At 38.3% G+C, this 25,331-nt stretch carries 22 protein-coding genes; 18 read left to right on the top strand and 4 right to left on the bottom strand.

Annotation, left to right across the window (positions count from 1 at the left end; all coding sequences use genetic code 11):
- Nucleotides 1–25: 25 nt before the first annotated feature.
- The 8 genes from LMF32_RS01665 to LMF32_RS01630 all read left to right on the top strand — a co-directional run bounded on the left by LMF32_RS01665 (nucleotide 26) and on the right by LMF32_RS01630 (nucleotide 6,829).
- Complete coding sequence (locus LMF32_RS01665) at nucleotides 26–448, top strand: F0F1 ATP synthase subunit epsilon (RefSeq protein WP_230523636.1); 423 nt, start codon at nucleotides 26–28, stop codon at nucleotides 446–448.
- Between the two features lie 237 nt (nucleotides 449–685).
- Complete coding sequence (locus LMF32_RS01660) at nucleotides 686–922, top strand: DUF1146 family protein (protein ID WP_092479410.1); 237 nt, start codon at nucleotides 686–688, stop codon at nucleotides 920–922.
- 154 nt (nucleotides 923–1,076) lie between these two features.
- Complete coding sequence (gene murA, locus LMF32_RS01655; RefSeq protein ID WP_230523635.1) at nucleotides 1,077–2,390, top strand: UDP-N-acetylglucosamine 1-carboxyvinyltransferase; 1,314 nt, start codon at nucleotides 1,077–1,079, stop codon at nucleotides 2,388–2,390.
- Between the two features lie 294 nt (nucleotides 2,391–2,684).
- Complete coding sequence (locus LMF32_RS01650; protein ID WP_092479412.1) at nucleotides 2,685–3,677, top strand: rod shape-determining protein; 993 nt, start codon at nucleotides 2,685–2,687, stop codon at nucleotides 3,675–3,677.
- 95 nt (nucleotides 3,678–3,772) lie between these two features.
- The gene (locus LMF32_RS01645) at nucleotides 3,773–3,973 is read left to right on the top strand and encodes a DNA-directed RNA polymerase subunit beta (protein ID WP_092479413.1); all 201 of its coding nucleotides are present in this window, start codon (nucleotides 3,773–3,775) and stop codon (nucleotides 3,971–3,973) included.
- A 134-nt stretch (nucleotides 3,974–4,107) separates the two neighbouring features.
- Nucleotides 4,108–4,488, top strand: coding sequence for a single-stranded DNA-binding protein (locus tag LMF32_RS01640; protein ID WP_230523634.1), 381 nt, complete (start codon nucleotides 4,108–4,110; stop codon nucleotides 4,486–4,488).
- A gap of 150 nt (nucleotides 4,489–4,638) precedes the next feature.
- Nucleotides 4,639–5,355: a response regulator transcription factor gene (locus LMF32_RS01635; RefSeq protein ID WP_092479415.1), complete on the top strand. Its 717-nt coding sequence runs from the start codon at nucleotides 4,639–4,641 to the stop codon at nucleotides 5,353–5,355.
- Between the two features lie 49 nt (nucleotides 5,356–5,404).
- On the top strand, nucleotides 5,405–6,829 hold the full coding sequence (locus tag LMF32_RS01630; protein ID WP_347401895.1) for a HAMP domain-containing sensor histidine kinase: 1,425 nt from the start codon (nucleotides 5,405–5,407) through the stop codon (nucleotides 6,827–6,829).
- Between the two features lie 114 nt (nucleotides 6,830–6,943).
- Here the strand turns inward: LMF32_RS01630 and LMF32_RS01625 are convergent, their stop codons facing one another.
- On the bottom strand, nucleotides 6,944–9,103 hold the full coding sequence (locus LMF32_RS01625; RefSeq protein WP_230523633.1) for an LTA synthase family protein: 2,160 nt from the start codon (nucleotides 9,101–9,103) through the stop codon (nucleotides 6,944–6,946).
- A 324-nt stretch (nucleotides 9,104–9,427) separates the two neighbouring features.
- Between LMF32_RS01625 and LMF32_RS01620 the strand changes: the two genes are divergently transcribed.
- The 3 genes from LMF32_RS01620 to ybaK all read left to right on the top strand — a co-directional run bounded on the left by LMF32_RS01620 (nucleotide 9,428) and on the right by ybaK (nucleotide 11,866).
- A complete protein-coding gene (locus LMF32_RS01620; RefSeq protein ID WP_230523632.1) occupies nucleotides 9,428–10,084 on the top strand; it encodes a VanZ family protein in 657 nt (218 codons plus the stop codon).
- Between the two features lie 75 nt (nucleotides 10,085–10,159).
- Nucleotides 10,160–11,338: a class I SAM-dependent rRNA methyltransferase gene (locus LMF32_RS01615; RefSeq protein WP_230523631.1), complete on the top strand. Its 1,179-nt coding sequence runs from the start codon at nucleotides 10,160–10,162 to the stop codon at nucleotides 11,336–11,338.
- A 21-nt stretch (nucleotides 11,339–11,359) separates the two neighbouring features.
- Nucleotides 11,360–11,866: a Cys-tRNA(Pro) deacylase gene (gene ybaK / locus LMF32_RS01610; RefSeq protein ID WP_230523630.1), complete on the top strand. Its 507-nt coding sequence runs from the start codon at nucleotides 11,360–11,362 to the stop codon at nucleotides 11,864–11,866.
- 88 nt (nucleotides 11,867–11,954) lie between these two features.
- Here the strand turns inward: ybaK and LMF32_RS01605 are convergent, their stop codons facing one another.
- The 3 genes from LMF32_RS01605 to LMF32_RS01595 form a co-directional block, all read right to left on the bottom strand.
- A complete protein-coding gene (locus LMF32_RS01605) occupies nucleotides 11,955–12,788 on the bottom strand; it encodes a metallophosphoesterase (RefSeq protein ID WP_188204075.1) in 834 nt (277 codons plus the stop codon).
- Between the two features lie 66 nt (nucleotides 12,789–12,854).
- A complete protein-coding gene (locus LMF32_RS01600) occupies nucleotides 12,855–13,421 on the bottom strand; it encodes a 5'(3')-deoxyribonucleotidase (protein WP_092479421.1) in 567 nt (188 codons plus the stop codon).
- Between the two features lie 48 nt (nucleotides 13,422–13,469).
- Entirely contained in the window at nucleotides 13,470–14,738 is a 1,269-nt protein-coding gene (locus tag LMF32_RS01595; RefSeq protein WP_230523629.1) for an NAD(P)/FAD-dependent oxidoreductase, read from the bottom strand.
- A 240-nt stretch (nucleotides 14,739–14,978) separates the two neighbouring features.
- Here LMF32_RS01595 and LMF32_RS01590 point away from each other — a divergent pair, with 240 nt between their 5' ends.
- From LMF32_RS01590 to LMF32_RS01560, 7 genes are all read left to right on the top strand, one after another.
- Nucleotides 14,979–16,367, top strand: a complete 1,389-nt coding sequence (locus LMF32_RS01590) for an amino acid permease (RefSeq protein ID WP_230523628.1) — start codon at nucleotides 14,979–14,981, stop codon at nucleotides 16,365–16,367.
- Nucleotides 16,368–16,478: 111 nt separating this feature from the next.
- Complete coding sequence (locus LMF32_RS01585; RefSeq protein WP_188204079.1) at nucleotides 16,479–17,180, top strand: ABC transporter ATP-binding protein; 702 nt, start codon at nucleotides 16,479–16,481, stop codon at nucleotides 17,178–17,180.
- Between the two features lie 10 nt (nucleotides 17,181–17,190).
- Nucleotides 17,191–20,775, top strand: a complete 3,585-nt coding sequence (locus LMF32_RS01580) for an FtsX-like permease family protein (protein WP_230523627.1) — start codon at nucleotides 17,191–17,193, stop codon at nucleotides 20,773–20,775.
- A 172-nt stretch (nucleotides 20,776–20,947) separates the two neighbouring features.
- The gene (locus LMF32_RS01575) at nucleotides 20,948–21,919 is read left to right on the top strand and encodes an aromatic acid exporter family protein (protein ID WP_230523626.1); all 972 of its coding nucleotides are present in this window, start codon (nucleotides 20,948–20,950) and stop codon (nucleotides 21,917–21,919) included.
- A gap of 312 nt (nucleotides 21,920–22,231) precedes the next feature.
- The gene (locus LMF32_RS01570; RefSeq protein ID WP_092479427.1) at nucleotides 22,232–23,380 is read left to right on the top strand and encodes an ABC transporter substrate-binding protein; all 1,149 of its coding nucleotides are present in this window, start codon (nucleotides 22,232–22,234) and stop codon (nucleotides 23,378–23,380) included.
- A gap of 98 nt (nucleotides 23,381–23,478) precedes the next feature.
- Entirely contained in the window at nucleotides 23,479–24,357 is an 879-nt protein-coding gene (locus LMF32_RS01565) for a branched-chain amino acid ABC transporter permease (protein ID WP_092479428.1), read from the top strand.
- An 8-nt stretch (nucleotides 24,358–24,365) separates the two neighbouring features.
- Nucleotides 24,366–25,331 carry a branched-chain amino acid ABC transporter permease gene (locus LMF32_RS01560; RefSeq protein ID WP_092479429.1) on the top strand — a complete coding sequence of 322 codons (966 nt, stop codon included), beginning with the start codon at nucleotides 24,366–24,368 and terminating at the stop codon, nucleotides 25,329–25,331.

Below are 25,331 nucleotides of genomic sequence, written 5' to 3'. Positions count from 1 at the left end.
ACTTTTCCATGAGGAGGAATGACGAATGGCGGAGATGAGTGTACAAATAGTTGCACCATCAGGCGTTATCTATGATCATAGAGCGTCTATGGTAAGTGCTAGAGCAATCGATGGTGACATTAGTATTTTGCCGAATCATACTCCAATCATTTTGCCCTTAACGATTCATGCTGTTCGAATCAAACGTATCTCAATAGATGCTGAGGATTGGGTAGCGGTAAATGGCGGAGTATTAGAAGTGCGAAACAATGTCTGTTCCATTGTGGCGGATAGTGCAGAGAGAGCACGTGATATTGATATTGAAAGAGCATTTGAAGAAAAACATCGCGCAGAAGAAAGTATGAAACGTTTGTCAGGTATTAAGGCAAATCTTGAATACAAACGAGCTTCCATTTCTCTACACAAAGCGCTTAATCGAATCAATGTATCAAAAAATAAAAGAGTTTAAAAGACTATTTCAAGAACATGTTGAGACAGGAGGAAAAATCTGTCTCAACATGTTTTTTTATGTAAATAATAGGTAAATCGCTTCAAATAGGTCAGAAACAAAAAAACAGATGTCTTTATTAAAAAACAATAGGAAAATGATAAAACCTTCAGTTGATAACGTTCTCAAAAGCAAAATTTGTGTTTTTACATTACAATTGTGTTACTATCTATTAGGAAGAGAAAGGTAGATGTTTACATGAACTTTATTGGTATCCAAGCGGCAGGAACATTACTATCGCACATTATTTTTATCTTATTAACCTTTTGGGCGCTGCAAGCTGTCCGTGTAGAAAAAGTTATTCGAAAACAACATGTGAATCAAGCCAAAGTTTTGTATTTATTTGTTTCGATCGCTATTGGCTATTTAGTCAGTTCTTTCTTCATGGAATTCATCCTTTCTTCTCAAAATTTGATTTTTCTTTTTGAACGCTAAATTCGTGATAACTTTATGACAAATGCTTATTTCAATTGTTTCACAATCACTGCTCATGCTATAATGCACAAAGTTGTTCGGATTGCATACGTTAGAGTATACGGCATTTACAAAAATCCAGCAGTCAACTCACATTCGGAGGGATACGAAAAAAATGGAAAAAATTATTGTTCGAGGAGGCAAACGCCTCGAAGGTTCAGTTAAAGTAGAGGGCGCTAAAAACGCTGTGTTGCCTATATTAGCCGCTACTATTTTAGCGAGTGAAGGCCAAACTAAATTAACCAATGTTCCTATCTTATCAGACATTTTTACACTTAACCAAGTATTGACACACTTAAATTTAGATATTGAATTTAATCAAGATAAAAAAGAAATTTTATTAGACGCTACTAACCCGCTAAACTTTGAAGCTCCTTTTGAATACATGAGCAAAATGCGTGCATCTATTGTAGTGATGGGACCATTATTAGCTCGTTTAGGACATGCAAAAGTTGCTTTGCCAGGTGGCTGCGCAATTGGAACTCGTCCGATTGATTTACATTTAAAAGGTTTTGAAGCTATGGGAGCTAAAATCAATATCGAAAGCGGATATATCGAAGCTTTTGCAGACCAATTACATGGAGCTCATATTTACTTAGACTTTCCTAGTGTTGGTGCTACTCAAAACATTATGATGGCTGCTACTTTAGCAGAAGGGGAAACGACTATCGAAAACGTAGCTCGCGAACCTGAAATCGTTGATTTAGCGATTTTCTTAAATCGTATGGGAGCTAAAGTGCATGGTGCAGGTACAGAAACGATTCGTATAGAAGGTACTAAAAAACTTCGAGCTACATCGCACAGTATTATCCCTGACCGTATTGAAGCAGGTACATTCATGGTAGCTGCTGCATTAACAAATGGGGATGTATTCATCGAAGATGTGATTCCTGAACACAATAAACCATTGATCTCGAAATTAAGAGAAATGGGTGTGGATTTTGAATTGCACTCTAATGGAATGCGTGTTTTAGGACCAGCTGAATTAAAAGCTGCAGATGTTAAAACTATGCCTCACCCTGGATTCCCAACAGACATGCAAGCTCAATTGACAGTAGCACAAGTTCATGCACAGGGCACCAGCATTATGAAAGAAACCGTGTTTGAAAACCGGTTCATGCATATGGAAGAATTGCGTCGTATGAACGCAGAATTCAAAGTCGATGGACAAACTTTGATCATTCAAGGACCTTCTTCACTACAAGGAGCAGAAGTATCTGCTACAGACTTAAGAGCAGCAGCAGCTTTAATTTTAGCTGGTCTAGTTTCAGAAGGTCATACTACAGTGACTCAGCTGGAACATTTAGATCGTGGTTACTATGAATTCCATAAAAAACTTCAACAACTTAATGCGGATGTTATTCGAGTGAACGATGATAGTTCAAGTGAAGCTATTGAAGAAGAATTTTCTAGTTTGCTGTCTAAATAAGTATTTGTTATTATTTTATAACACAATCGTTATCTATTGGTTTTTTGATAGAATAATAAAAAATAAACAACTGTTATTTTGAATGATGATTAGGAGTGAAAATCCCGCTATGAGACAAGTTTCTCATAATGGGATTTTTGTTTTGTGTCCCCAAAAAAGCAACATTTATTACATTTTTAATAAATTTTAAAACGCCTTTTCCTATTGATTTGTTTTGTGCTATAATTTGTAAGATGGTTATGATTTTATGATTTTTGGCATAGCTGATAATAGCCTGAGAGGAGAACGAAACAAATGGCTAAAGATATTGGAATAGATTTAGGTACGGCCAACGTGTTGATTCACGTAAAAGGAAAAGGGATCGTTTTAAATGAACCTTCTGTTGTTGCTATTGATGTAGCAACTAAAAAAGTATTAGCAGTTGGGGAAGAAGCATACTTAATGGTGGGACGTACTCCGGGTAACATCCGAGCAATTCGCCCATTAGAAGGTGGAGTCATAGCTGATTTTGACACAACTGAAGCGATGTTGACTCATTTTATTGATAAGTTGAACGTTAAAGGCTTCTTATCTAAACCGAATATTTTGATTTGCTGTCCAACAAATATCACTGCTATCGAGCAGAAAGCAATCATTGAAGCAGCTGAAAAAAGCGGCGGAAAAAATGTCTACTTAGAGGAAGAACCTAAAGTAGCTGCTATTGGTGCTGGAATGGATATCTTCCAACCGAGCGGTAATATGGTTATTGATATTGGTGGCGGAACGAGTGATATAGCCGTTTTATCTATGGGCGGAATCGTAACAAGCCGTTCATTAAAAGTAGCTGGTGACACGTTAGATAATGAAATCATCCAATACGTAAAGAAAACACACAAATTATTGATCGGTGAGCGTACTGCTGAAACGATCAAAAAAGATATCGGTACTGTATTTAAAGGACGCCGTGAAGATTCAATGGAAGTACGCGGACGTGATATGGTAACTGGTTTGCCAAGAACGATCACAATTACTTCAAATGAAGTTCAAGTAGCTACTGCTGATTCAATGATGCAAATCGTTGAAATCGCAAAAGTTGTACTAGAACAAACTCCTCCAGAATTGTCTGCAGATATCATTGATCGCGGAATTATTTTAACAGGTGGTGGAGCATTATTAGATGGGATAGAGCAGTTATTTACAGAACAATTAAAAGTTCCTGTATTTACCGCTGAACATCCTCTAGATTCTGTTGCATTAGGAACTGGAATTTTATTAGAAAATATTACGAAAAAGAAACGCAGAATATAGACCTTTCTTTACCTGTTGATTATGTTCTGTATCCTGCTCTGATGTTGGATAGAATTTTTTGATATCAGATAGTACTATTACAAAGAGGTGTAGCAATGACTAAGAAAAAAGTGTTGATGGATATGTTATGGTTTGTTTTGAAAATTATGCTTGTCATTGTTTTGGTATTGATTGCCTTTATTGTAGGAGCAATGGTAGGGTACGGAGTATTAGGAGACGGAGAGCCGGCTGGTGTTTTTGATCCGGCAATTTGGGAAAATATTTTCAGCTACTTTAAAACTCCAGTAATAAAATAAAAAAAAGCTGATCGAAAAAGATCTTTTATCGCCTTCATTTGAAGAGGTAAGAGGTCTTTTTTTGTGTGAAAATAAAGAAAGCAGCGTTTTTTTACATATATTATACTGTCACTAAAATTATAGGAGGGGTAAAGATGAATCAAGTCAATGTAATTGGACGATTGGTTAGGGATATAGAGTTAAAAGATTTGGGAGAAGGAAAACAAGTGATGAATAATACCGTAGCTGTTTCTACAAATTTCAAAAAAGAGGGCGGACAAGATACAGATTTTATACCTATTGTAGCCTGGAATAAAACAGCTGCATTAATGCACCAATACTGTAAGAAAGGCAGCTTGATCGGATTATCCGGCAGAATACAATCAAGATCTTATGTGAACAAAGAGAATGAAACGGTTTATGTGGTAGAGATGGTCGTAAATACGGTAAACTTTTTATCCAGCAAACCGAAAGAAGAAACACACTCTTCTATTCCAGCGTTGTCTTCTGCAGCTGGTACAATGCCTGCCCAATAAATAGCTGAATGATAAAAAAAGCGGTTGGAAATTTTCCAGCCGCTTTTTTAATGGATCAAATGCTAGTTTAGAGGATACGGTTGCTTCTTTAGAAGTGGATGAGAATAGGGTATAATAGAGAGAAAGAAAGTAAAAAGGAGAGTAGGTACTTTGAAAATTTTGATGATTGAAGACAATCCATCTGTCGGAGAAATGATGGATATGTTTTTTCAAAAAGAGAATTGGGAAGCGGTCTTTATACAAGACGGAAAAGAAGGTCTCGAAAGGTTTTTAAAAGAACAAGACCAATGGGACCTGGTCATCCTTGATTTGAATTTACCCAGTATGGATGGGATGCAAATATGCCGTGAAATTCGCACAGTTTCTGCTTCGGTACCTATTATCATGCTGACGGCTAAAGATACTGAAAGTGATCAGGTAATCGGTCTGGAGATGGGCGCAGATGATTATGTAACAAAACCATTTAGTCCCTTGACTATGATTGCTCGGATCAAAGCTTTGCACAGAAGAGCTGATTTGAATGCAGAAGAGCCTAAGAAAAGGATTGATTCTTCGTTTGATATTGAGACGACTTACTTAAAAATCAATAAAAAAACTCGCGAAGCTTTTTTATACGGACAACCGCTTGAAGGGCTTACACCTAAAGAATTTGAACTGTTGTACACAATGGCAAAAAGTCCTAAACAAGTCTTTTCAAGAGAACAATTATTGTCGCTTGTATGGGATTACGAGTATTTCGGAGATGAACGTACGGTAGATGCCCATATTAAGAAATTGCGCCAAAAAATCGATAGAAATGGTCCTCAAGTCATCCAAACCGTCTGGGGGGTAGGATACAAATTTGATGATTCAGAAGTTGAGAGATAAGACAAATCGGACTATAAAACGGAATCCGTTTAGGAGGTCAGTTTGATTCATGAGAATGAAATATTTTTACCAACAAATGCTGGCCTTTTTTGCTGTAATGATTACTTTGTTGATCATTATGACGATCGTGTTTCTAGAATTCACACGTAATTCTACTTATCGAGATACGGAAGAAATGTTGTTTGGCTATGCAGAAGCGTTGATAGATGGAGATTTAGATGAAGAACAATTAGAAAATACTCAATTTGTTCTGCACAATCAAGAAGTAGTGATCACGGTTTTTGATAATAGGAATGAAATGGTTTATCCGAATACTTCTATACCTTATTCAAGCGGAATCTCGAATCAAAATTTTGCCCAATTGAAAAACGGGGAAAAAATCACTTTAAGTTTTCAAGACAAAGATTTCTTCGGTAACCAACTGGAGATTGCTTTAGTATACATGCCGTTTTTTTCTAAGAGTGATGGAACGTTTTCCGGGTTTATCGGAATCAGCTCTCCAATCAGCGGTATCGAAGAGAACTTAAGAGAAATGCGGAGCAATCTGTTCACGGCCGTTTTAGTGTCTGCTTTGGGTGCCATTTTAATGGGGCTGTTTTTTGCTCGGTATCAAGTTGGACGAATCAATCGTTTAAGAAGTGCCACTCATCAAGTAGCTAAAGGGGACTTTGATATTCATTTGGACAGTGACGATAGAGATGAGATCGATGATTTGGCTAATGACTTCAATAGCATGACTCAGTCTCTAAGGGCCTCTCAAGAAGAAATAGAGCGTCAAGAAGAGCGAAGACGACAATTCATGGCTGATGCTGCTCATGAGATGAGAACGCCTCTAACCACTATAAATGGCTTATTAGAAGGTTTGGAACATGACATGATTCCTGAGAATCAGAAGAAGAGAAGCGTACAGTTGATGAGAGACGAAACAAGACGTCTGATTCGTTTGGTGAATGAAAATCTAGACTACGAAAAAATACGGTCTAACCAGATTCGATTAACGAAAAGAACGTTCAATGCCCATGACGCCGTTCGCTCTCTCGTGGAGCCTTTAAAAGGAAAAGCAGATGCTTCAAATAATCAAATCCAAGTCGCATGTCCTGAAGACTTAGAAGTATATGCTGATTATGATCGGTTTATCCAAATTCTTTACAATCTGGTTCAAAATGCGATTCAATTTACAACGGATGGTGTGATTACGATTGCAGCGGAACAAGAGACTGAAGGAAGCAAGTTCATTGTGACGGATACAGGAATTGGGATGACAAAAGAGCAAGCAAGAAACATTTGGGAACGATACTATAAAGCCGATGTCTCAAGAATGAGCACCAAATATGGAGAGTCTGGTTTAGGATTGGCTATCGTCCAACAGTTGGTTCAACTACATGGAGGGAAGATTACGGTGGAGAGCACATTAGGAGAAGGAAGTACTTTTACGATCTTTTTCCCTTCAGAACAGAGTGGAAAGAGCAACTAGTTTCTCAAGCAGTAATGAATACATGTCAGGTATTAGAGCGAATGACAAAAAAATCCCCGATCAGTAGAGGAATGAAATTCCTGTATACTGATCGGGGATTTTTTGAATTGTTTTTTACTCTGCAGTTGTCTCTTCTGTATCAGGAGTGTCTGCAGGTTCTTCTGACAGACCATCTTCTGATTCAGGTGCAAGCTCTGGAGCGTTTGTTTTGTACAAAGGAACAGTCGATTCGTTGCCGTTTAAATGATACAAACTAGTAGAATCTTCTCCTAATTGTTCATTTAATTTTTGAAGACGTTCCAGTTGATTCATATAACTGTAATCAGCAACGTCGTCTTCCAGCAATCCTTCAGGAGTATAGAAACGAAGCAAGTCGCTTTGAAGAATACTGTCTGAAGTACTTAATTGCATAGAAATCTGTTCTTTTAGAGTTTCCACTTCTGATAATACTTCTTGTGAAGGTTCTAAAATCTCTTCACCTGTTTTAGTGTCATAAATCACAGATCCGTCTACCGTATACTTAGGAGTAACGATGTCTCCATTTCTAAATGCAACAGTCTGGTCATGTTCTGGAGAGAACATGTCAGTTCCCATCAATACATAATCTTTTGTATCGATACCCAACAAGTGCAATAAAGTCGGCAGCATATCGATTTGACCACTGTACGTCTCAGATATTTGACCTTTTCCTGTACCAGGAATATGGTAAATAGCAGGAACACGCTGCATCATTGTGTCATCGTAGCCAGTCCATTCTTCGGAGTTTTCACCCAATAGAGGGGCTAATGATTTGTTACGTGCGTTCGAGATACCATAATGGTCCCCGTATAATACGATAATAGAATTTTCATACAGACCTGACTCTTTTAAATAATTGAAGAATTCTTCAACGGCTTCATCTAAATAGTGAGCAGTTACGAAATAATTATCGATTGTATTATCTCCCGTTGTAGCTGCTGGGAAATTAACATTCGGCTCATCCAACGGATAAGGGAAGTGATTAGAAACTGTGATAAATTTACTATAGAAAGGTTGCGGCAATTGTTCTAAATATTGAATAGATTCTTGGAAAAAGACTTTATCTTTCATGCCGTATTCTAGTCGATTTTCTTCTGTGAAAGTATAGTACTCATCATCGAAGAAATAATCAATGCCCATTGATTTGTACGTATCATCTCGGTTCCAGAATGATCCAACGTTTCCATGGAACATAGCAGACGTATAATCTGCTTCTGAGCGTAAAATTTGAGAAGCGGATTGGAAAGTATTAGTTGATCCATATTGAGTAAAAGCTCCACCTTGAGGGGAACCGTACAATGAATTTTCTAAGATCATTTCGGAATCAGCTGTTTTACCTTGTCCTACTTGATGGAAGAAGTTTTCAAAACTGTAGCTGTCTTCGTTATCGAACAAGCTGTTGATGAATGGGGTAACTTCATGAAGCTCACCATTTTCATCTTCTAATTGATAATCGATCAAAAATTGTTGGAAACTTTCTAAATGGATATAAATCACATTTCTGTCTTCTGCGATACCAAACATTTCACTATTCGGTTCACCGTAATGCTCATTGACGTAGTTCAAAACAGTGTCCATATCCGATTCATCGGCACTAGCTTTGATTTGATTGGATTGAGCAGTTTGATAACCGTCAAAAGCAGTGAAAAAGTTGATTCCTAAATATTTGACAATGTAGTTCCGGTCAAACGTACGCAATAACAGTTGTGGACGGTCGCTTTCCGCTAAAGCTAAGTTACCAGCGAACAATGTTACACCTAGAGTTGTCATAGCTACCGCATATCTTTTCATCATAGGACGCTTATCCAGTGTAATGCCGTTTTTCTTGCTGAATGCAACATAAAGCAATCCGAGGAAGTCAGCCCAGTAAAGCAAATCTTGCGGACGCAAGAGAGCAAATGCGCTGGCGCCTATCCCATTAGAAACTTTTCCAGCTCCCAACATAGTAGTAATGGTCAGGAAATCGCTGAATTCACGGTAATATAAGACGTTTGCGTACAGCAGCACACTTGTCAGAAAGTAAACAACAAATAATGCTCCGTAAGCTTTTTTCGGTTTGGTAAAATAAAGCGCAAAAGAGAATAAAAGGACTGTAGTTGCAATTGGATTAATCAATAAAATGAACTCCTGCATCAGTCCTGTTACACCTAATTCAAATTCAATTTGATAAACTAGATAGGTTTTTAACCAAAATAAAATAACAGCAAAAGAAAAAAAGCCGAGTCGTTTAGACAGTAATGGTTTTAATTTTGACACGATGTTGCCTCCTCTATGAAAATGCAGGCGATTAAAATAAATATTTTCAAAAAAAATGATTCACTTAACATTTTAATCTTCTATAAGTATATCTTCCTGTATCAACAAACATTTTACAATTAATACATATTATAGTCAATTAAAAGTAGAAAAGTTAAGACTTTAGTAGTATGATAAATCTTCTAGGGTGAAGGATCGAAAGCAAATGTTAAGAATCAGTAAAAATTTGATAATGAAGACAAGATTAAAGAGACTAGAATAGACTTAATACAAATTCTGATTTAAGATATAATGATCTTTAGAGTAAAGGAGGCTTCTGGCGAAGTGATTTTTTTAGAAGAGATATTTAATATGACAGAAGCCTTATTGGGTGAAGGGCTCAATCACTTCTTCTTGATTGAGTTGATTTTTTTTAGTTTGGATCGTTCCTTACTGTATTTTTTAATTTGGCTGGTTTTTAGAGGATTTTATCTGAAAATCCGGAAAAACCGATGGCCTGTTAAAAATAAACGACGTGAATGGATACTAAACAGTTTTGTGTTTTATATCCTATTGCTGATTCATCTAACGGTATTCAGGGGTGGTACGTCACTATCATCTATTGAGTTGCACATCCAGCCATTGAGCGTAATCAATTGGGTTCCTCTAGTGGAAACCATCAAATTAACCAACGGGATTTCCATGTTTTCTTACTATTATAATCTGTATGGAAACATTTTGTGGTTTGTTCCTATGGGCTTCGGTTCAGCTTATCTGCTGAAAGAGAAACATTCCTTTTTACGCACGTTGTCGATCGGTTTTTTAGTATCGTTATCGATCGAGGTGCTGCAGTATCTGTTGGATACCGGTATACCGGATATTGATGATTTGATTTTTAATACACTGGGAACCATACTAGGCATCTGGTGTTTTCACTTTATCCACTGGGTCAGAGCCAAAAGAAATAAAAAACAAGATAAATTAATCAGCAAAAAAGAATAGACATGAGCGAATATAAAGAAGAATAGTGAGCTATACTAAAAAAGTGAAGCATATTAAACGAAATGAGGTTTAGAAGTGAAAAAAATACCATTAAAACAAAAGGCGACTCAACGGGTACTAAAAGGTTATCCTTTATTAGTCAAAGAAGATTTTGTCCAGCCATTAAATGAAAAGGAAGGTTCTTTGGTCGAATTAACGGATGAACAAAATCACTTTGTAGCAACAGCTTATTTAGCGGAGCAAAATAAAGGTGCAGGTTGGGTATTGAGTTTGAACCCTAACGAAGTAATCACAGAGTCTTTTTATGAACGCTTGTTTATGCAAGCAGCAGACATTAGAGAACATCTGAAAGCTGATGAAACAACTACGGCTTATCGTTTCTTTAATGGAGAAGGAGATGGACTTGGCGGATTGACCATTGATGCATATGAAGACTACTATGTGTTTTCTTGGTATAGTCAAGGGATTTATGAGCATCAAAAGAGTATTCTTAGAGCCTTTGAAAATACGGTAACAGACGCAAAAGGCATCTACCAAAAATTCCGATACAAACGCTCAGACGACATCGTTTCTGAATTTGTTTCCGGAACGCCTGCACCAGAACCGTTGATCATCCAAGAAAATGGTGTGAAATATGCGGTTTATCTAGATGATGGCTTGATGACAGGAATATTTTTAGATCAACGCCATGTACGCAGAAGTCTTATGGAAAATTACTCAGCAGGCAGAAGTGTATTGAATACATTTAGTTATACGGGTGCTTTTTCTGTCGCAGCTGCACTGGGCGGAGCAGTGGAAACGGTGAGCGTGGATCTGGCGAAACGCAGCTTGCCGAAAACGGAAGAGCAATTTGCAGTAAACGGGTTATCTACAGACCAGCATAAAATTCGCGTGATGGATGTTTTTGATTACTTCAAATACGCTGTTCGAAAGAATCTATTGTTTGATACAGTGGTCGTTGATCCGCCAAGTTTTGCACGTTCGAAGAAAAGAACGTTCAGCGTGGCGAAGAATTACACGGCTCTTTTAGAAGATGTGATCGACATTACGCAAAGCGGCGGTACGATCATTGCGTCTACCAATTCGGCTGCTGTTTCTGCGACGCGTTTTGAAACGTTTATTCGAGAAGCTTTTGAAAACAAAGGGCTGCGTTACAGAATTATGGAAACCCACACTTTACCAGAAGATTTCCATGTCAATCCGAATTTTAAAGAGGGCAATTACTTAAAAGTGTACATCGTTCAAAAAGGCTAAAAAAGAGAAAGAAGTTTTTAAATGGCTAAAAAAACAAAAGTACAAAAAACAAATGCAATTAGATTGCTAGAGAAAAACAACCTTTCTTTTGCTGTCCATACGTTCCCTTGGAGTGAAGATCACTCAGGAGCGGAAGAAGCGATGGAAAAGTTGACGGTTCCAAAAGAACACATCTTTAAAACATTGGTCACTACGGGGGATAAAACAGGTATCGTTATCGCAGTTATTCCTGGTGAAGGTGAGTTGGATCTGAAAGCTTTGGCAAAGGTCAGCGGCAATAAGCACATTGAACTGTTGCCGATAACTGAGCTGTTTGCGGCTACAGGATATGTTCGTGGAGGATGTTCTCCTATTGGAATGAAAAAAGAGTATCCGACTTATTTTTCAAATACAGCTGAGAAGATGGACAGCATAATCGTTTCAGCGGGCAAAAGAGGCATGCAAGTGGAACTATCTCCCTTAGACCTTAAACTGGTGACGCATGGTGAATTTGCAGAGATTGAGTCAAAGAAAAAAAGTCATGGGTAAACAAAAAGGCGTTGCTGGATCACAGTCCAGCAACGCCTTTTTAGTCTTTTGATCAGAAAAGCAGCCGCTTTATTTGCTGAACTAATCTTTATTGGTTGGTTAAGGTAATGACGATGAAATGAGGTTTATTATTGATACGTAAAGGAAAAAGACTGTTTCCGATCCCGCGGCTGACGACCAGTTTTTGATCTGCATTTTGAGAGCTGGAATAGACACCAGAAGTATATTTCGGGAAAAATCCTTGTCCTGGAGCAAATAAGCCGCCGATAAAAGGGAGTCGAATTTGACCCCCGTGAGCATGTCCACTAAAGGTCACGTCAGGCTGAATATCAGGGTTGTCTGTAGTGTAAGACGGGAAAAATTCTGGACGATGGGCCAATAAAAGAATCGGTAATTCTTTGATATCTTCTGAAAGAGGGATCATGGAAGTCTGATTCCCGTCTTTTACTCCCATAATGGCAATTTTTTCTCCTGATAGGGTAGCGATGTGTGTGTTGTTTTCCAACAGCACAGCCCCGTTTTCCGTCATAATGTCATTCCATTGGTCTAATTGGCGGCTGGAAGTTTCATGATTTCCAGAAACTGAATACGTAGGAGCTATTTGAGATAAACTCCGGATCAATTCAGCTAGAGGGACATCTTCAATAGAGGCCGAGCGATCGATTAAATCACCCGTAAGAAAAATAACATCTGGGTCTGCTTTTTGTGTTTCTTTAATAAGCTGATCAGGATCGATTCGGTTTTTAGGAAAATGGATATCTGATAGATGGACGATTTTTAACTGATCTAGATTGTCTGGAAGGTCAGGCAACCGGATAGTTAATTCGTCTACATCTAATGAGCGGTTTTCATTATATCCATGAACCAGCAGCATAATGAAAATCAGACATAAAAAGATAAAGCCCCATAGAAATTTTTTCATTTTTTAAAACCTCCTGCCTGATTGAATGAGGATGAAAAGGTTAGTTGAGAAAAAGACTCCTAATCATCAAGATTGAGATTCAGAACGGTCTTCAAGTCTGTCAGCATCCATGAAATAATTTCGTACGTCCATCCAATGATAGACTCGTTCATAGGCACACTGTTCTTGGTTCAACGAGTTGGTAAACAACAAGCCTGTACCTGTGAAACGATTTAATTGACGAATAGAATCATCAATAAGGTAGTCAGCATGTATGACGCTTTTTTCACCGCAAAAAACAAACCGTTGAGGGTCTAAAAAGTCAAAATGCTCCAACAGCCATTCGTATTTTGCTTGGAATGTATTGGGTACGTCCATAGCAGCTGTTGCGATGTATAAATCATAGTGATCATTTAATTCCCGTAAAACACGCTGTGCATCTTTCATAACAGGAATGCGGCGAAAAAATTCATAGGTGTTGATTAGGGGATAGAGTTCTTTTATGACCGTTACGATATCAAAATCAGGGTTTTCGGCCATGTAGTCTTCTATAGAATCAAATTCGACTTGATATTCTTTTTTGTACAACTCGATAAAACTGACTTCCATATCTGCAAGTACTTGATCCATATCAATGGCAATACGTTTTCTCATAAAAAATTTTTCCTTTCATAGTACTTGCTCCAACAATCTAGCTGCAGTTTACTGCTCAAGTGCCGCTAATGCAGCATGCTGACCCGCGATTCGTCCAGTAATAAAAGCACCAGTGATGTTATAGCCTCCAGTATAACCGTTGTAATCCAGAAATTCGCCACTGAAGTATAATCCTTTGGTTAATTTGCTTTCCATTGTTTTAGGATTTACTTCTTTAGTACTGACACCGCCGCCCGTAACAAAAGCCTTTTCAATAGGAAGAGTGCCGTTTGCTTCTAAACGGAAATCCTTCAAATACAAGCAAATATCCTCCAACTGTTGCGCGGTCAATTGCTTCATAGGAGTACTTTCATCGATGTTTAAACGGTTTAGACCAAACAATAAATAGCGTTCAGGCACCAAACCTTTTAATGCATTTTTCACGGCTTTACCACCATCGTCTTTTTGCAATTTCTGCAACTGTTGTGTTAAGTCATGGGCTGTGAATTGAGGCAGAGCATCGATTGAGACCGAAACAGAGTCGGTCTTATCCCGTTTCATTGTTTGATGGATAAACATTGAACAGCGAAGAACAGCCGGACCGGATATCCCAAAGTGAGTGAAAATCATATCCATTTGATGTGAAATGACCTTTTTACCTTTTTTGTTTAAGACGCTCAAATTGATATCGCGTAAAGAAAGGCCTTGTAAGGTACGATCTTGGATAAACTTTTCGTTAGAAGTAATCGGAGATTCAGTTGGGTATAGTTCTTTAATCGTATGCCCAGCTTTTTTCGCCCATTTGTATCCATCACCTGTTGAACCGGTACGAGGCATGGCTTTTCCACCAACAGATAAAACGACACAAGGTGCAGTTAAGGTGCGTCCGTCTTTTAATTGAACACCTTTGACTTCGCCATTTTCATACAATACCGTTTCTACAGGAGCATCTGTGTACACTTTTATCTCCAAACGGTCCATGATCGTGATCAACGTTTCTAAAATAGTTCTAGATTTATCCGTTGTAGGGAACATTCTTCCATGATCTTCTTCTTTTAAAGCTACGCCATTTGAACGGAAGAAATCCATGATGTCGTAGTTGTCGTATTGAGCAAATGCGCTATACAAAAAGCGTCCATTTCCTGGGATATGAGCAATGATTTCTTCTTTGTCTCGGTTATTGGTCACGTTGCAGCGCCCATTCCCGGTAACCAACAATTTTCTTCCGAGGGTTTTGTTTTTTTCGACTAAAATGACATCAGCGCCATTCTCAGCAGCAGAAATAGCCGCCATCATACCGCTTGTTCCTCCGCCGACTACAATTACTTTAGCATCCATTTATTTTGTTAACTCCTTAATTTCGTGGTTTATCAGTGTTTTTTTAGTAGTATTACTTTACCACATTTTACTCAATATAAACTAGACTATTCAATAAACCGGCTGAATCTGTGAAAATGAAGGTGAAAACTTAAAGAAAATATGAGAAAACAGTAGGAAAGATTTTATTTTTGTGTTCTTATTGTTATTATGTAATGTATTACCTTGATAAAGAAATTAAGATAGAGTGGGCGGATGAAAATGAGTTATTTTAGAAAGCTCCCTGTAACGATCGGGGAAGAAAGAAAGTCAGGGTTAGCAAAAGATTTAAAAACAATGGATTTGATTTTATTAGGATTAGGAGCCATTGTAGGGACTGGTATTTTTGTGATTACAGGAACAGCCAGCGCCACAACTGCAGGACCAGCATTGATCTTATCTTTTATTATTGCAGCTTTTTCTTGTGCATTGAGTGCGCTGTGTTTTGCTGAGTTTGCTTCAAGAATGCCAGTATCAGGAGGAGCTTATTCCTATGGATACGCGATTTTTGGGGAAGTGATTGGTTGGATCGTGGGCTGGTTGATGTTGTGTCAGTATTTATTGGCCTGCGCGTCTGTAGCTTCAGGATGGTCTGGTTATTTGAACGGATTTTTAGATGGTCTTGGAATAGGGTTGCCTCAAGCCTTTCGTGCGTCTTATGATTTGGCTAACCGGACATATGTGGACTTGATCGCTGTCGTTATCACATTATTGGTTTCCTATTTAGTCATGCAAGGAGCTAAAAAAGCTTTACGTTTAAACAGTGTTATGGTGTATGTGAAGTTTGGTCTGATTGCTTTATTCTTGATCGTAGGTGTTTTTTACGTAAAACCTGCTAATTGGACGCCTTTTGCTCCATTTGGAATGAGCGGGATCATTGAAGGAGCAGCAATTGTATTTTTTGCTTTCCTTGGTTTTGATGCAGTGAGTACAGCTGCTGAAGAAACGAAAGATCCACAGAAAAGCATGCCCAGAGCAATCATTGGTTCTTTAGGTATTGCTACGGTGTTGTATATATTAGTAACATTGGTGCTGACAGGAGTAGTGCCAGTAGCACATTTGGACGTACGTGATCCGGTTTCGTTTGCAATGCGGTTTATTGGACAAGATTTTGTAGCAGGGATCATTTCGATCGGAGCCATCTTAACGTTATTGACGGTGTTGATTTCTATGATGTATGGATTAGGACGCTTGATTTTTGCGATTAGTAGAGATGGTCTGTTGCCTAAATCATTGAGTAAGATTGATGAAAAAAGCCATACACCTAAAAATGCTACAATCGTAGCGGGCGTTGTGACTGCTATTTTATCTGGTGTCATTCCTTTAGGTAAATTAGCTGAGTTGACAAACATTGTAACGCTAATGGTCTTTGTGATTATGGCAGCAGGTATCATCAAATTGAGAAAAGATCATGGAGAACCTAAAAAAGGTGAATTCCGTGTACCATTGGTTCCTGTATTGCCGATATTATCTATATTGGTGTGTGTTTACTTGATGATCCAATTGTCAGGGATGATTTGGTTGTTATTTGTTATTTGGACAGTTCTTGGTTTAGGAATTTACATGGTCTATGGTTATTCTCATAGTAAAATGAATAATAAAAACCGCTAAAAGATTCCTTTCAAATGATAAGCGAACATAGTTCTTAAATGATTGATTTTTTGATACACTGATAAGCATGCAACAAACACAAAAAATTATGATGTAGAGAGAGTGGAGAAAATGGCATTTGTTAAAATAAAAGATGAATACAAACGCTATAAAATGGGAGAAACGATCGTCGCTGCGAACGATGGAGTTTCATTTGAAATTGAAGAAGGTGATTTCGCAGTCATTGTAGGTCCAAGTGGTGCGGGGAAGACAACTGTTTTGAATATTTTAGGCGGAATGGATACGGCTGATGAAGGTTTAGTGGAAATTGATGGTATCGATATTTCTGATTTCAACAGTAAACAATTGATTCGTTACCGTAGAGAATCAATTGGCTTTGTGTTTCAGTCGTATAACTTAGTGCCTAACTTAACGGCAAAAGAAAATGTCGAGTTAGCTTCAGAAATCTCAGTCAATGCTTTAGATCCGGAGAAAGTTCTCCAAGAAGTAGGGCTAGGGCACAGAATGAACAATTTCCCTGCTCAATTGTCTGGTGGAGAACAACAACGGGTAGCAATCGCAAGGGCATTAGCGAAACAACCGAAATTGCTGCTTTGTGATGAGCCGACTGGTGCATTGGATTATGAGACGGGAAAACAAGTATTGAAGTTATTGAAAGATACTTGTGAAAACTACGGAACAACAGTCATAGTGATTACTCACAATCAAGCCATCACTCCGATTGCTGACCGTACGATTGAAATCAATAACGCGAAAGTACGAAAAGTCACCCTTAACCCTAACCCTAAATCTGTATCAGAAATAGAATGGTAGAGGTGAGACTTTGAAGAAGAAAGCATTGTGGAAAGATATATTTCGAGAAATTTCTAAATCAAAGATGAGATTTCTGTCCATCTTTTTGATTATTTTACTTGGTGTAGCATTTTATTCTGGAATCAAAGCCACTAGTCCTGACATGATCGATACAGCAGATACTTACTATAGAAAACAAAACTTAATGGACGTAAAAGTTTTGTCGACGTATGGTTTAACAGAAGAGGATATTCAGTTGTTGGAACAAATGGAAGGAAACTCTGTTGAAGCTGCTTATACACAAGATGTCATTTTAGAAGAAACAGATTTGACCACAAAAGTAGTCAGTTTGCCAAATGATCAAAAAAATGACTTGAACAAACCGTTGATCGTTGAAGGAAGACTGCCTGAAAAATCGGGTGAGATTGCTTTAGACGCGAGAAGCGCGTACGCAGAAGAATACGCGATTGGAGAAACGGTTGCTTTCAAGACAGATGATAATGCTGTTGATTTAGAAGACTCCTTTACGGGATTGTTATACGAAGTCGTGGGATTTGTGAATTCGCCTCAGTTTATTGAAAATAATGCCAGAGGAAATACGTCTATCGGGGCTGGGACATTAGATGGCTTTGCGTTTATACCAGAAAAAGATTTCACGTTAGACGTGTATACGGAAGCCTATTTGACTTTTGCGAACGTCAAAGATTCTCAATCGTATTCAAGTGAATACGAATCTCAAATTGAGGACAATCAAACAGCAGTAGAAGAACTGTTAAAAGATCGTCCCGAAGAGCGCAGAGATGAGATTACCCAGCGGATTCAAGATGAAATTGATAAAGGGCAAGCTGAAATCGATGATGGGTTAAAAGAAATAGAAGAAGGAAAACAAGCTTTAGAGGATGCAGAAGCAGAATTGGCAAATGCTCGAGCTGAATTAGATGAAGGTTGGCAAGAGTATGAGAATGGTATAGAAACGTTTGAAACAGAAATTGCCGATGGACAAGCTACGATTGATCAGAAAAGACAAGAACTTGAAAATGCACGTATAGAGATTATCAATGGAAAAGCAGAACTTGAGGTTGCCCAAGAGGAATTAGATGAATCTAGAGCTATGTTGGAACAAGAAAGAGCAAATGCTGAAACACAAGTAGCCAACAGTACAGCAGCTATCCAAAATGCTCAAGAAACCATTGTTGTTCCGATAAATTCAATTCCTGCACAGCAGCAAAATACTTTACTTAGTGGAGCACAAGCTATCAGTCCTGAAATGACTGGCTTAATAAGAGGATACTTTGATGGAACTGTTCCTGCCCAGACTGTATTAGATGCTGTCAATGAAGTAGAAGCAGCTTCTGCTGAAGATGAATCCTCAGAAAATCGTGAGAGTTTGGCAGAATGGATCACACTCGCACGTTCTGTTGTTCAAATACCAGGTATGAGTGTGTCATTGAATACACAAGTCCAAGTGGTCGAACAACTGCGAACGATGGATGTGCAACTAAGCGATTTGATGAGTCAGTATTACGATGGAGCAGTACCGCCAAACAATACGATTGAAGCTTTAAGTTCAGCAGAATCCCGTGTAAATGCTATTGATCAACAATTGGATGCTTACGAAGCTGAGTTGAATGCCGGACAAAATCAAATCAACCAGCAAAGAGCTGAACTAGAAGCAGCGGAAACAGAAATCGCTAATGGTCAAGCTGCTCTTGAAGAAGCACAAAATCAACTGTATCAAGAAACAGAAAATGGGCAAGCAGAATTAGAGGAAGCTCGTTTAGAACTAGAACAAGGTGAAGAAGAATACGAAGACGGCCTGGAAGAGTTTGAAACTGAAAAATCAGATGCAGAAACAGAAATTGCAGATGCAGAAACAGAAATCGCTAAGGGTCAAAGAGAATTGGATAAAGCAAAAGCTGAACTGGAAGATATCACTTTACCGGAATATTATGTTTTAGATCGAACAACTAATCCAGGATACGCTGAATTTAAAGACAATGCAGAACGTATTGCCTCTATTGCACAAGTATTTCCAGTTTTTTTCTTCTTGATAGCAGCACTGGTTTCCTTGACCACTTTAACGAGAATGGTAGATGAACAACGTACACAAATTGGGACTTTAAAAGCTTTAGGATACACAAACTGGGATATTTCTAAGAAATTCTTAGTTTACGCTACACTGGCTAGTTTATCAGGAGCAATGATAGGGTTGATTATTGGGTTCCATTTGTTCCCGACGATCATCATTAATGCCTATGGATCCCTATATAACCTTTCAGAGGTCCAAATCAGTTATTATCCGCAAGACATGGCGATTTCCTTGCTCATTGCTTTCTTGTGTACTAGTGTAACGGCGTTCGTAGCTGTTCGAGTATCCTTACAAAGCAACGCAGCAGAATTGATGCGGCCAAAAGCACCAAAAGTTGGGAAACGGATCTTATTGGAACGAGTTCCTTTCATTTGGGACAGATTTGCGTTTACCCAAAAGATTACTGCACGAAACCTTTTCCGCTACAAGCGAAGAATGTTTATGACGGTCGCCGGTATCGCAGGATGTACGGCTTTGCTGTTGACTGGGTTTGGTTTATCAGATTCCATTTCCGATGTGGGCGGTTTGCAGTACGGAAAAATCAATCAATACGATGGAATCATCGCTTTAGACACAGATGCTGAAGAGAGAGAAAAAGAAGAATACACTCAATTGATTGCCGAAACTCCAGAAATCACTTCGACATTGAATGTGTATCAAGAAATTTACCAAGCAGAAGAATCAGGTGTGAATCCACAAGATGTCACTCTGTTTGTTCCTGAATCTACTGATCAATTGGCGGATTTCGTACGATTGAATGATCGCTCTTCTGGAGAAGAATATGAATTAAGCAATGATGGAGCCATTATCAGTGAAAAATTAGCAGATTTATTTGATCTTCAAGTGGGAGATACCCTTTTACTGGAAGATGCAGATAATGAACAAATAGAAGTGACCGTTGACCAGATCACAGAAAACTACTTGCAGCATTTTGTTTATCTGACTCCTGAATATTATGAAACAGTAGTAGGAGAACTACCGGAAGCTACTACACAGTTAGTGAACTTCAACGAATCTGTAAGCTGGGAAAATGATTTTGGTCAAGAATTGACTCAGCTGGATGCTGTTCTGGGAGTGACGTTTACGAGCGTTATTAGTGACTCTTTTAAAGACACATTGGAAAGTTTAGTGATCGTAACACTCGTATTAGTCGTTTCAGCAGCTTTACTAGCTTTTGTCGTGTTGTACAATTTGACCAACATAAATGTATCTGAAAGGATTAGGGAATTGTCGACTATTAAGGTGCTTGGTTTTTATGACAAAGAAGTCACAATGTATGTTTACCGGGAAAACTTCTTGTTGACCTTAATGGGAATCGTTGTAGGACTCGTTTTAGGATTGATTTTACATGGGTTTGTATTGAATACAGCAGAATTGGACATTATGATGTTCAGCCCAGTGATTGCAGTCTCCAGTTACATTTATTCCGCATTGTTGACCATACTCTTCTCCACACTCGTTATGGTGTTTATGCATGTCAAATTGAAAAACGTCGACATGTTGGAAGCTTTAAAAACAATCGAATAAAACAGACATTAATCAGCTTCTTGAGAACTGAAAAAGTGTTGATCGTATTTTGCGATCAGCGCTTTTTTGATTTCTCCCCTAGACTCTTCTGACTACAGCTCACTTCTTTGCTATAATAAATTAAGAAGAGACTGCTGAAAATGGCGGAAATATACAGAAAGGAGGGGATCGTTTGTCGCTTAGTTTGCGGACCCTAAAAATAGCACTTTCAACAGTAGCCGCTATTTTTATTGCGGACTTATTTCATTTGGAGTCAAGCATCTCGGCAGGGATTATTGCTATCTTGAGTGTTTTAGATACTCGTAAAACATCTTTGGAAATAGCCGTTCAACGTGTGGTTTCAACAATATTGGCTTTAGGAATAGCTGCTGTATTATTTAATGTACTGGGTTTTTCTACAGCAGTATTTGGATTATATTTATTGTTCTATGTTCCTAGTGCGTATAAACTAAACGTTCAGTCGGGTATTGCGCCTTGTTCAGTCTTGGTGACTCATTTGCTGCTGGCAGAAAGTACTGCGCTTGGATTGCTGTTTAATGAATTAAGCTTGATGCTGATAGGAGCAGGTATGGCCTTGATAGTGAATTTATATATGCCTTCTCAAGAGAATAAAATCGCAGATATCAGAACTCAAGTCGAAGAACAAATGAAGGTGATTTTATTTCAATTTGATCACTTTTTACAAAATGGAATCGAAGAGGAAATCTCAGACAAAGACTTGGTTCAGTTGAACCATTTGTTGGAACAAGGCATTCGATTGTCTCGCGCAGAAGCTGAAAATCGATTTATCGATCAATCGTATTATCATTTTCGCTACTTTGAAATGAGAAAGAGTCAAGCAAGAATCTTGGAGCAAATGCAATGGAATTTGAAGCAAATTTCAATTCCGCTTCAACAAAGCAGAATTTTAGCTGGAATGTACTATTTAACAGCTGAAACCTTGCATGAGTACAACCCGGGAATCAATTTATTGGAAGAAATCGATCAGTTAACAGATGTATTCAGAGAAAGCGATTTACCTGAAACCAGGGAAGAGTTCGAAAAAAGAGCAGTCCTCTTTCAACTATTGAATGACTTTGAACGTTTCATTCAAATAAAGAAAGATTTTTATGACGAATACAGTAAAGAATGGTTTGTATTATAAATGGATTTAGAAAACGAATGAACAATAGACGTTTTTGATTAGTAATCTCTTATTAATCAAAAACGTCTTTTTGCTTTACTTCGTCAACTAGCTGAAATGACGAAATCAAGATTCTTATTGTTGTATTTAACCAAACTGACAACTTTTGATAAAAACCTTTTGTTATAAGGAAAAAATGTATTGATTAAATATTCTGAATATTCTATACTAAGAAACATCATTACTTTTCTTATTTGATTTTAATTTTATGCTTAACGATAAAGTTGCTGAATAAGAAGTTAGAAATAAAAGGGATAATGGGGGAATGAATAAATGAAAAAGACATTACTATTAGGGGTAGCAGCTTTATCTTTATTTGCAGCAGGATGTGGTGCAGGAAGTGGAGCAGGAGATGAAGATACGATCCAGCTTGGCGCGATGTTTGAAAAAACAGGTCCTGTATCAGCTTATGGAACAGCCGAATCTAATGGAGTAAAGTTAGCCATTAAAGAAATCAATGAAGCTGGCGGTATCTTAGACAAACAAATTGAATTAACAGAATACGATACAAAATCAGATAACGTGGAAGCAACCAGTATTGCAACGCGGTTAGCTACTGAAGACAATGTTGTAGCTATCGTTGGACCTGCTACTTCTGGTGCTGTTCAAGCAGCGACACAACCGATTACTAGAGCAGAAGTGCCGTTGATCACGCCATCCGGTACAGCAGATAACCTGACACTAACAGAATCAGGAGATGTACAGCCATTTGTATTTAGAACTTCTTTCCAAGATTCTTTCCAAGGAGTAGCATTAGCGAACTTTGCTATGGACAGCCTAGGAGCAAAAAAAGCGGTTATTATTGGTGACAGTTCAAGTGATTACGCTGTGGGATTAACGAATGCTTTTAAAGATACTTATGAAGGCGAAATCGTTGCAGAAGAGTACTTTACTCAAGACGACACAGATTTCAGCGCTATTTTGACAAAAATCCAAAATCAAGACTTTGATTTTATCTATCTTCCTGCTTATTATGAGCAAGCAGGTTTAATTTTGAAACAAGCTCGTGAAATGGGGCTGGATCAGCCAGTACTAGGCGGGGACGGATTTAGCAACCAAGCTTTATTGGATTTAGCAGGAACAGAAAATGTATCAGATGTTTACTACTCTGCTCATTTCTCATTAGAAAATGAAGACGAACAAGTACAAACGTTTATTGACAACTATACAGCAGAATACGATACAGCACCTGATGCTTTTTCAGCTCTAGCGTATGATGCAGTATACTTGGTTGCTCAAGCTATTGAAGACGGCGGAGAAGCAACACCTGAAGCTATCACTGATGCACTTGAAAGCATTACGGATTTTGATGGGGTAACTGGAACATTCTCTATCGATGAAAATCACAACCCTGTAAAATCTACGTTGATCATTGAATTGCAAGATGGTAAAGAAACAAGTACACAAGAAATTCAACCTTAACAAAAGATAAATAAAAGGTGCAAAGCAGTTGCTAACTTTGCACTTTTTACTTTTTATAAAATAAGGCAAAAAAATAGAAGTAAAAAGAGAGGTATCCTATGGAAACATTTTTTCAACAAATGATAAATGGACTATCGTTGGGTAGTATTTATGCTTTGATTGCTCTAGGTTATACAATGGTTTATGGAATTATAAAATTGATTAATTTTGCTCACGGGGACATTTATATGGTTGGAGCGTTTATCGGATACACCATGATTCATTCTTTTGGAATGGGATTTTTCCCTGCTCTTCTTACAGCAATGGCATTAAGTGCACTCTTAGGCGTTTTAATTGAGCGCATTGCTTATAAACCCTTACGTCATGCTACTCGAATAGCCGTTTTAATCACAGCTATCGGCGTCTCTTATCTATTGCAAAACGGGATGCTTTATTTCTATGGTGCAGAGGTACGCTCGTTCCCACAAGTCGTCGACAATACACTTTTTGAAGTCGCAGGGTTGCAAGTGAGTCGGATCCAATTGTTGATATTTGCGACAACACTTGTTTTGATGGTCTTGTTGCAGTTCATCGTTCAAAAGACGAAAATGGGGAAAGCTATGAGAGCGGTAAGTACCGATTCATCAGCAGCTCAATTGATGGGGATCAATGTCGACAACGTCATCTCTTTTACTTTTTTCTTAGGCTCGGCTTTAGCAGGAGCAGCAGGAGTATTAGTAGGCTTGTACTACAACACGATTGATCCAATGATGGGGGTAGCTCCTGGTCTTAAAGCCTTTGTAGCTGCAGTTCTAGGAGGAATAGGCTTCATTCCTGGTGCGGTACTTGGCGGTTTTACTATAGGGATAGTAGAAACTTTGGTCAGTGCTTATGGAAACTCCATGATTCGTGATGCAGTAGTATATGGGATCTTGATCCTTATTTTAATTATTCGTCCTGCCGGCATCTTAGGAAAACATGTTAAAGAGAAAGTGTAGGTGACAAAATGAAATTAATAAACAAAACAACGATTGGATGGTTGGTAGTGGCTATAGCAGGATTTTTAGTGCTGCAACTAGCGGTGACTACGGGAATCATCAGTGCCTATTATGAAATCACTTTAGTAACGATTCTAATCAATATTATACTGGCTGTCGGATTGAACCTGATTATTGGATTCTCTGGTCAGTTTTCACTGGGCCATGCTGGTTTTATGGCTATTGGAGCTTATACAGCAGGAATCATCACGAAATATTTCCCAACTTATACCGGTTTGTTTCTTGGTATTTTGGCGGGTGTTATCTTGACCAGTATAGTGGCATTGATTGTTGGGATCCCAACATTACGACTAAAAGGAGACTATTTGGCGATTGCTACGTTAGGGGTAGCAGAAATCATTCGAATTGTTATCGTAAATATGCAATCTGTCACTAATGGAGCTGCCGGGTTGAGCGGTATTCCTTATCTGTCTAAATGGCCACTGATTTATGTATTTACGGTATTGACGATTTTACTCGTTGCCAATTACACACAAAGCAGCCCAGGTCGTGCAACGATTGCTATTAGAGAAGACGAAATCGCTGCTGAATCTATGGGGGTCAATACGACTAAATACAAAACGATCGCTTTTATCTTAGGTGCAGCGACTGCAGCCATTGGCGGAGCTTTACACGCTTCATACTTTAGCGTTATCCGTCCAGGAGATTTTACCTTTAATAAATCAGTAGATGTATTGATCATTGTGGTTTTCGGCGGTATCGGAAGCATAACCGGTTCTGTTGTAGCGGCAATTTTGCTGGGTTTCTTGAACGTGTTTCTACAACCTTTTGGGGCTTTGCGGATGATCATTTATGCACTAGCGTTAATTGGGATCATGATTTTTAAACCTTCAGGATTGCTGGGCAATAAAGAATTCACTGTATCAGGACTGCTGCGTTTATTCAATCGCAAATCTGCGCAAGGGGAGGGATAA

Origin of the sequence: Desemzia sp. C1 (genome assembly GCF_020882875.1) — a bacterium.
In the GTDB taxonomy this organism is placed as follows: Bacteria; Bacillota; Bacilli; order Lactobacillales; family Carnobacteriaceae; genus Desemzia; species Desemzia incerta.
Note: the sequence above shows the minus strand (reverse complement) of the source record. Positions and strands in the feature narration are given on the sequence as shown.

Excerpts from the sequence above, each read along its gene's own strand:
- murA (WP_230523635.1), top strand. The coding sequence starts at position 1,077 with ATGGAAAAAATTATTGTTCGAGGAGGCAAACGCCTCGAAGGTTCAGTT.
- LMF32_RS01650 (WP_092479412.1), top strand. The coding sequence starts at position 2,685 with ATGGCTAAAGATATTGGAATAGATTTAGGTACGGCCAACGTGTTGATT.
- LMF32_RS01660 (WP_092479410.1), top strand. The coding sequence starts at position 686 with ATGAACTTTATTGGTATCCAAGCGGCAGGAACATTACTATCGCACATT.
- ybaK (WP_230523630.1), top strand. The coding sequence starts at position 11,360 with ATGGCTAAAAAAACAAAAGTACAAAAAACAAATGCAATTAGATTGCTA.
- LMF32_RS01585 (WP_188204079.1), top strand. The coding sequence starts at position 16,479 with ATGGCATTTGTTAAAATAAAAGATGAATACAAACGCTATAAAATGGGA.
- LMF32_RS01565 (WP_092479428.1), top strand. The coding sequence starts at position 23,479 with ATGGAAACATTTTTTCAACAAATGATAAATGGACTATCGTTGGGTAGT.
- LMF32_RS01570 (WP_092479427.1), top strand. The coding sequence starts at position 22,232 with ATGAAAAAGACATTACTATTAGGGGTAGCAGCTTTATCTTTATTTGCA.
- LMF32_RS01630 (WP_347401895.1), top strand. The coding sequence starts at position 5,405 with ATGAGAATGAAATATTTTTACCAACAAATGCTGGCCTTTTTTGCTGTA.
- LMF32_RS01640 (WP_230523634.1), top strand. The coding sequence starts at position 4,108 with ATGAATCAAGTCAATGTAATTGGACGATTGGTTAGGGATATAGAGTTA.
- LMF32_RS01605 (WP_188204075.1), bottom strand. The coding sequence starts at position 12,788 with ATGAAAAAATTTCTATGGGGCTTTATCTTTTTATGTCTGATTTTCATT.
- LMF32_RS01600 (WP_092479421.1), bottom strand. The coding sequence starts at position 13,421 with ATGAGAAAACGTATTGCCATTGATATGGATCAAGTACTTGCAGATATG.
- LMF32_RS01560 (WP_092479429.1), top strand. The coding sequence starts at position 24,366 with ATGAAATTAATAAACAAAACAACGATTGGATGGTTGGTAGTGGCTATA.
- LMF32_RS01645 (WP_092479413.1), top strand. The coding sequence starts at position 3,773 with ATGACTAAGAAAAAAGTGTTGATGGATATGTTATGGTTTGTTTTGAAA.
- LMF32_RS01595 (WP_230523629.1), bottom strand. The coding sequence starts at position 14,738 with ATGGATGCTAAAGTAATTGTAGTCGGCGGAGGAACAAGCGGTATGATG.
- LMF32_RS01665 (WP_230523636.1), top strand. The coding sequence starts at position 26 with ATGGCGGAGATGAGTGTACAAATAGTTGCACCATCAGGCGTTATCTAT.
- LMF32_RS01590 (WP_230523628.1), top strand. The coding sequence starts at position 14,979 with ATGAGTTATTTTAGAAAGCTCCCTGTAACGATCGGGGAAGAAAGAAAG.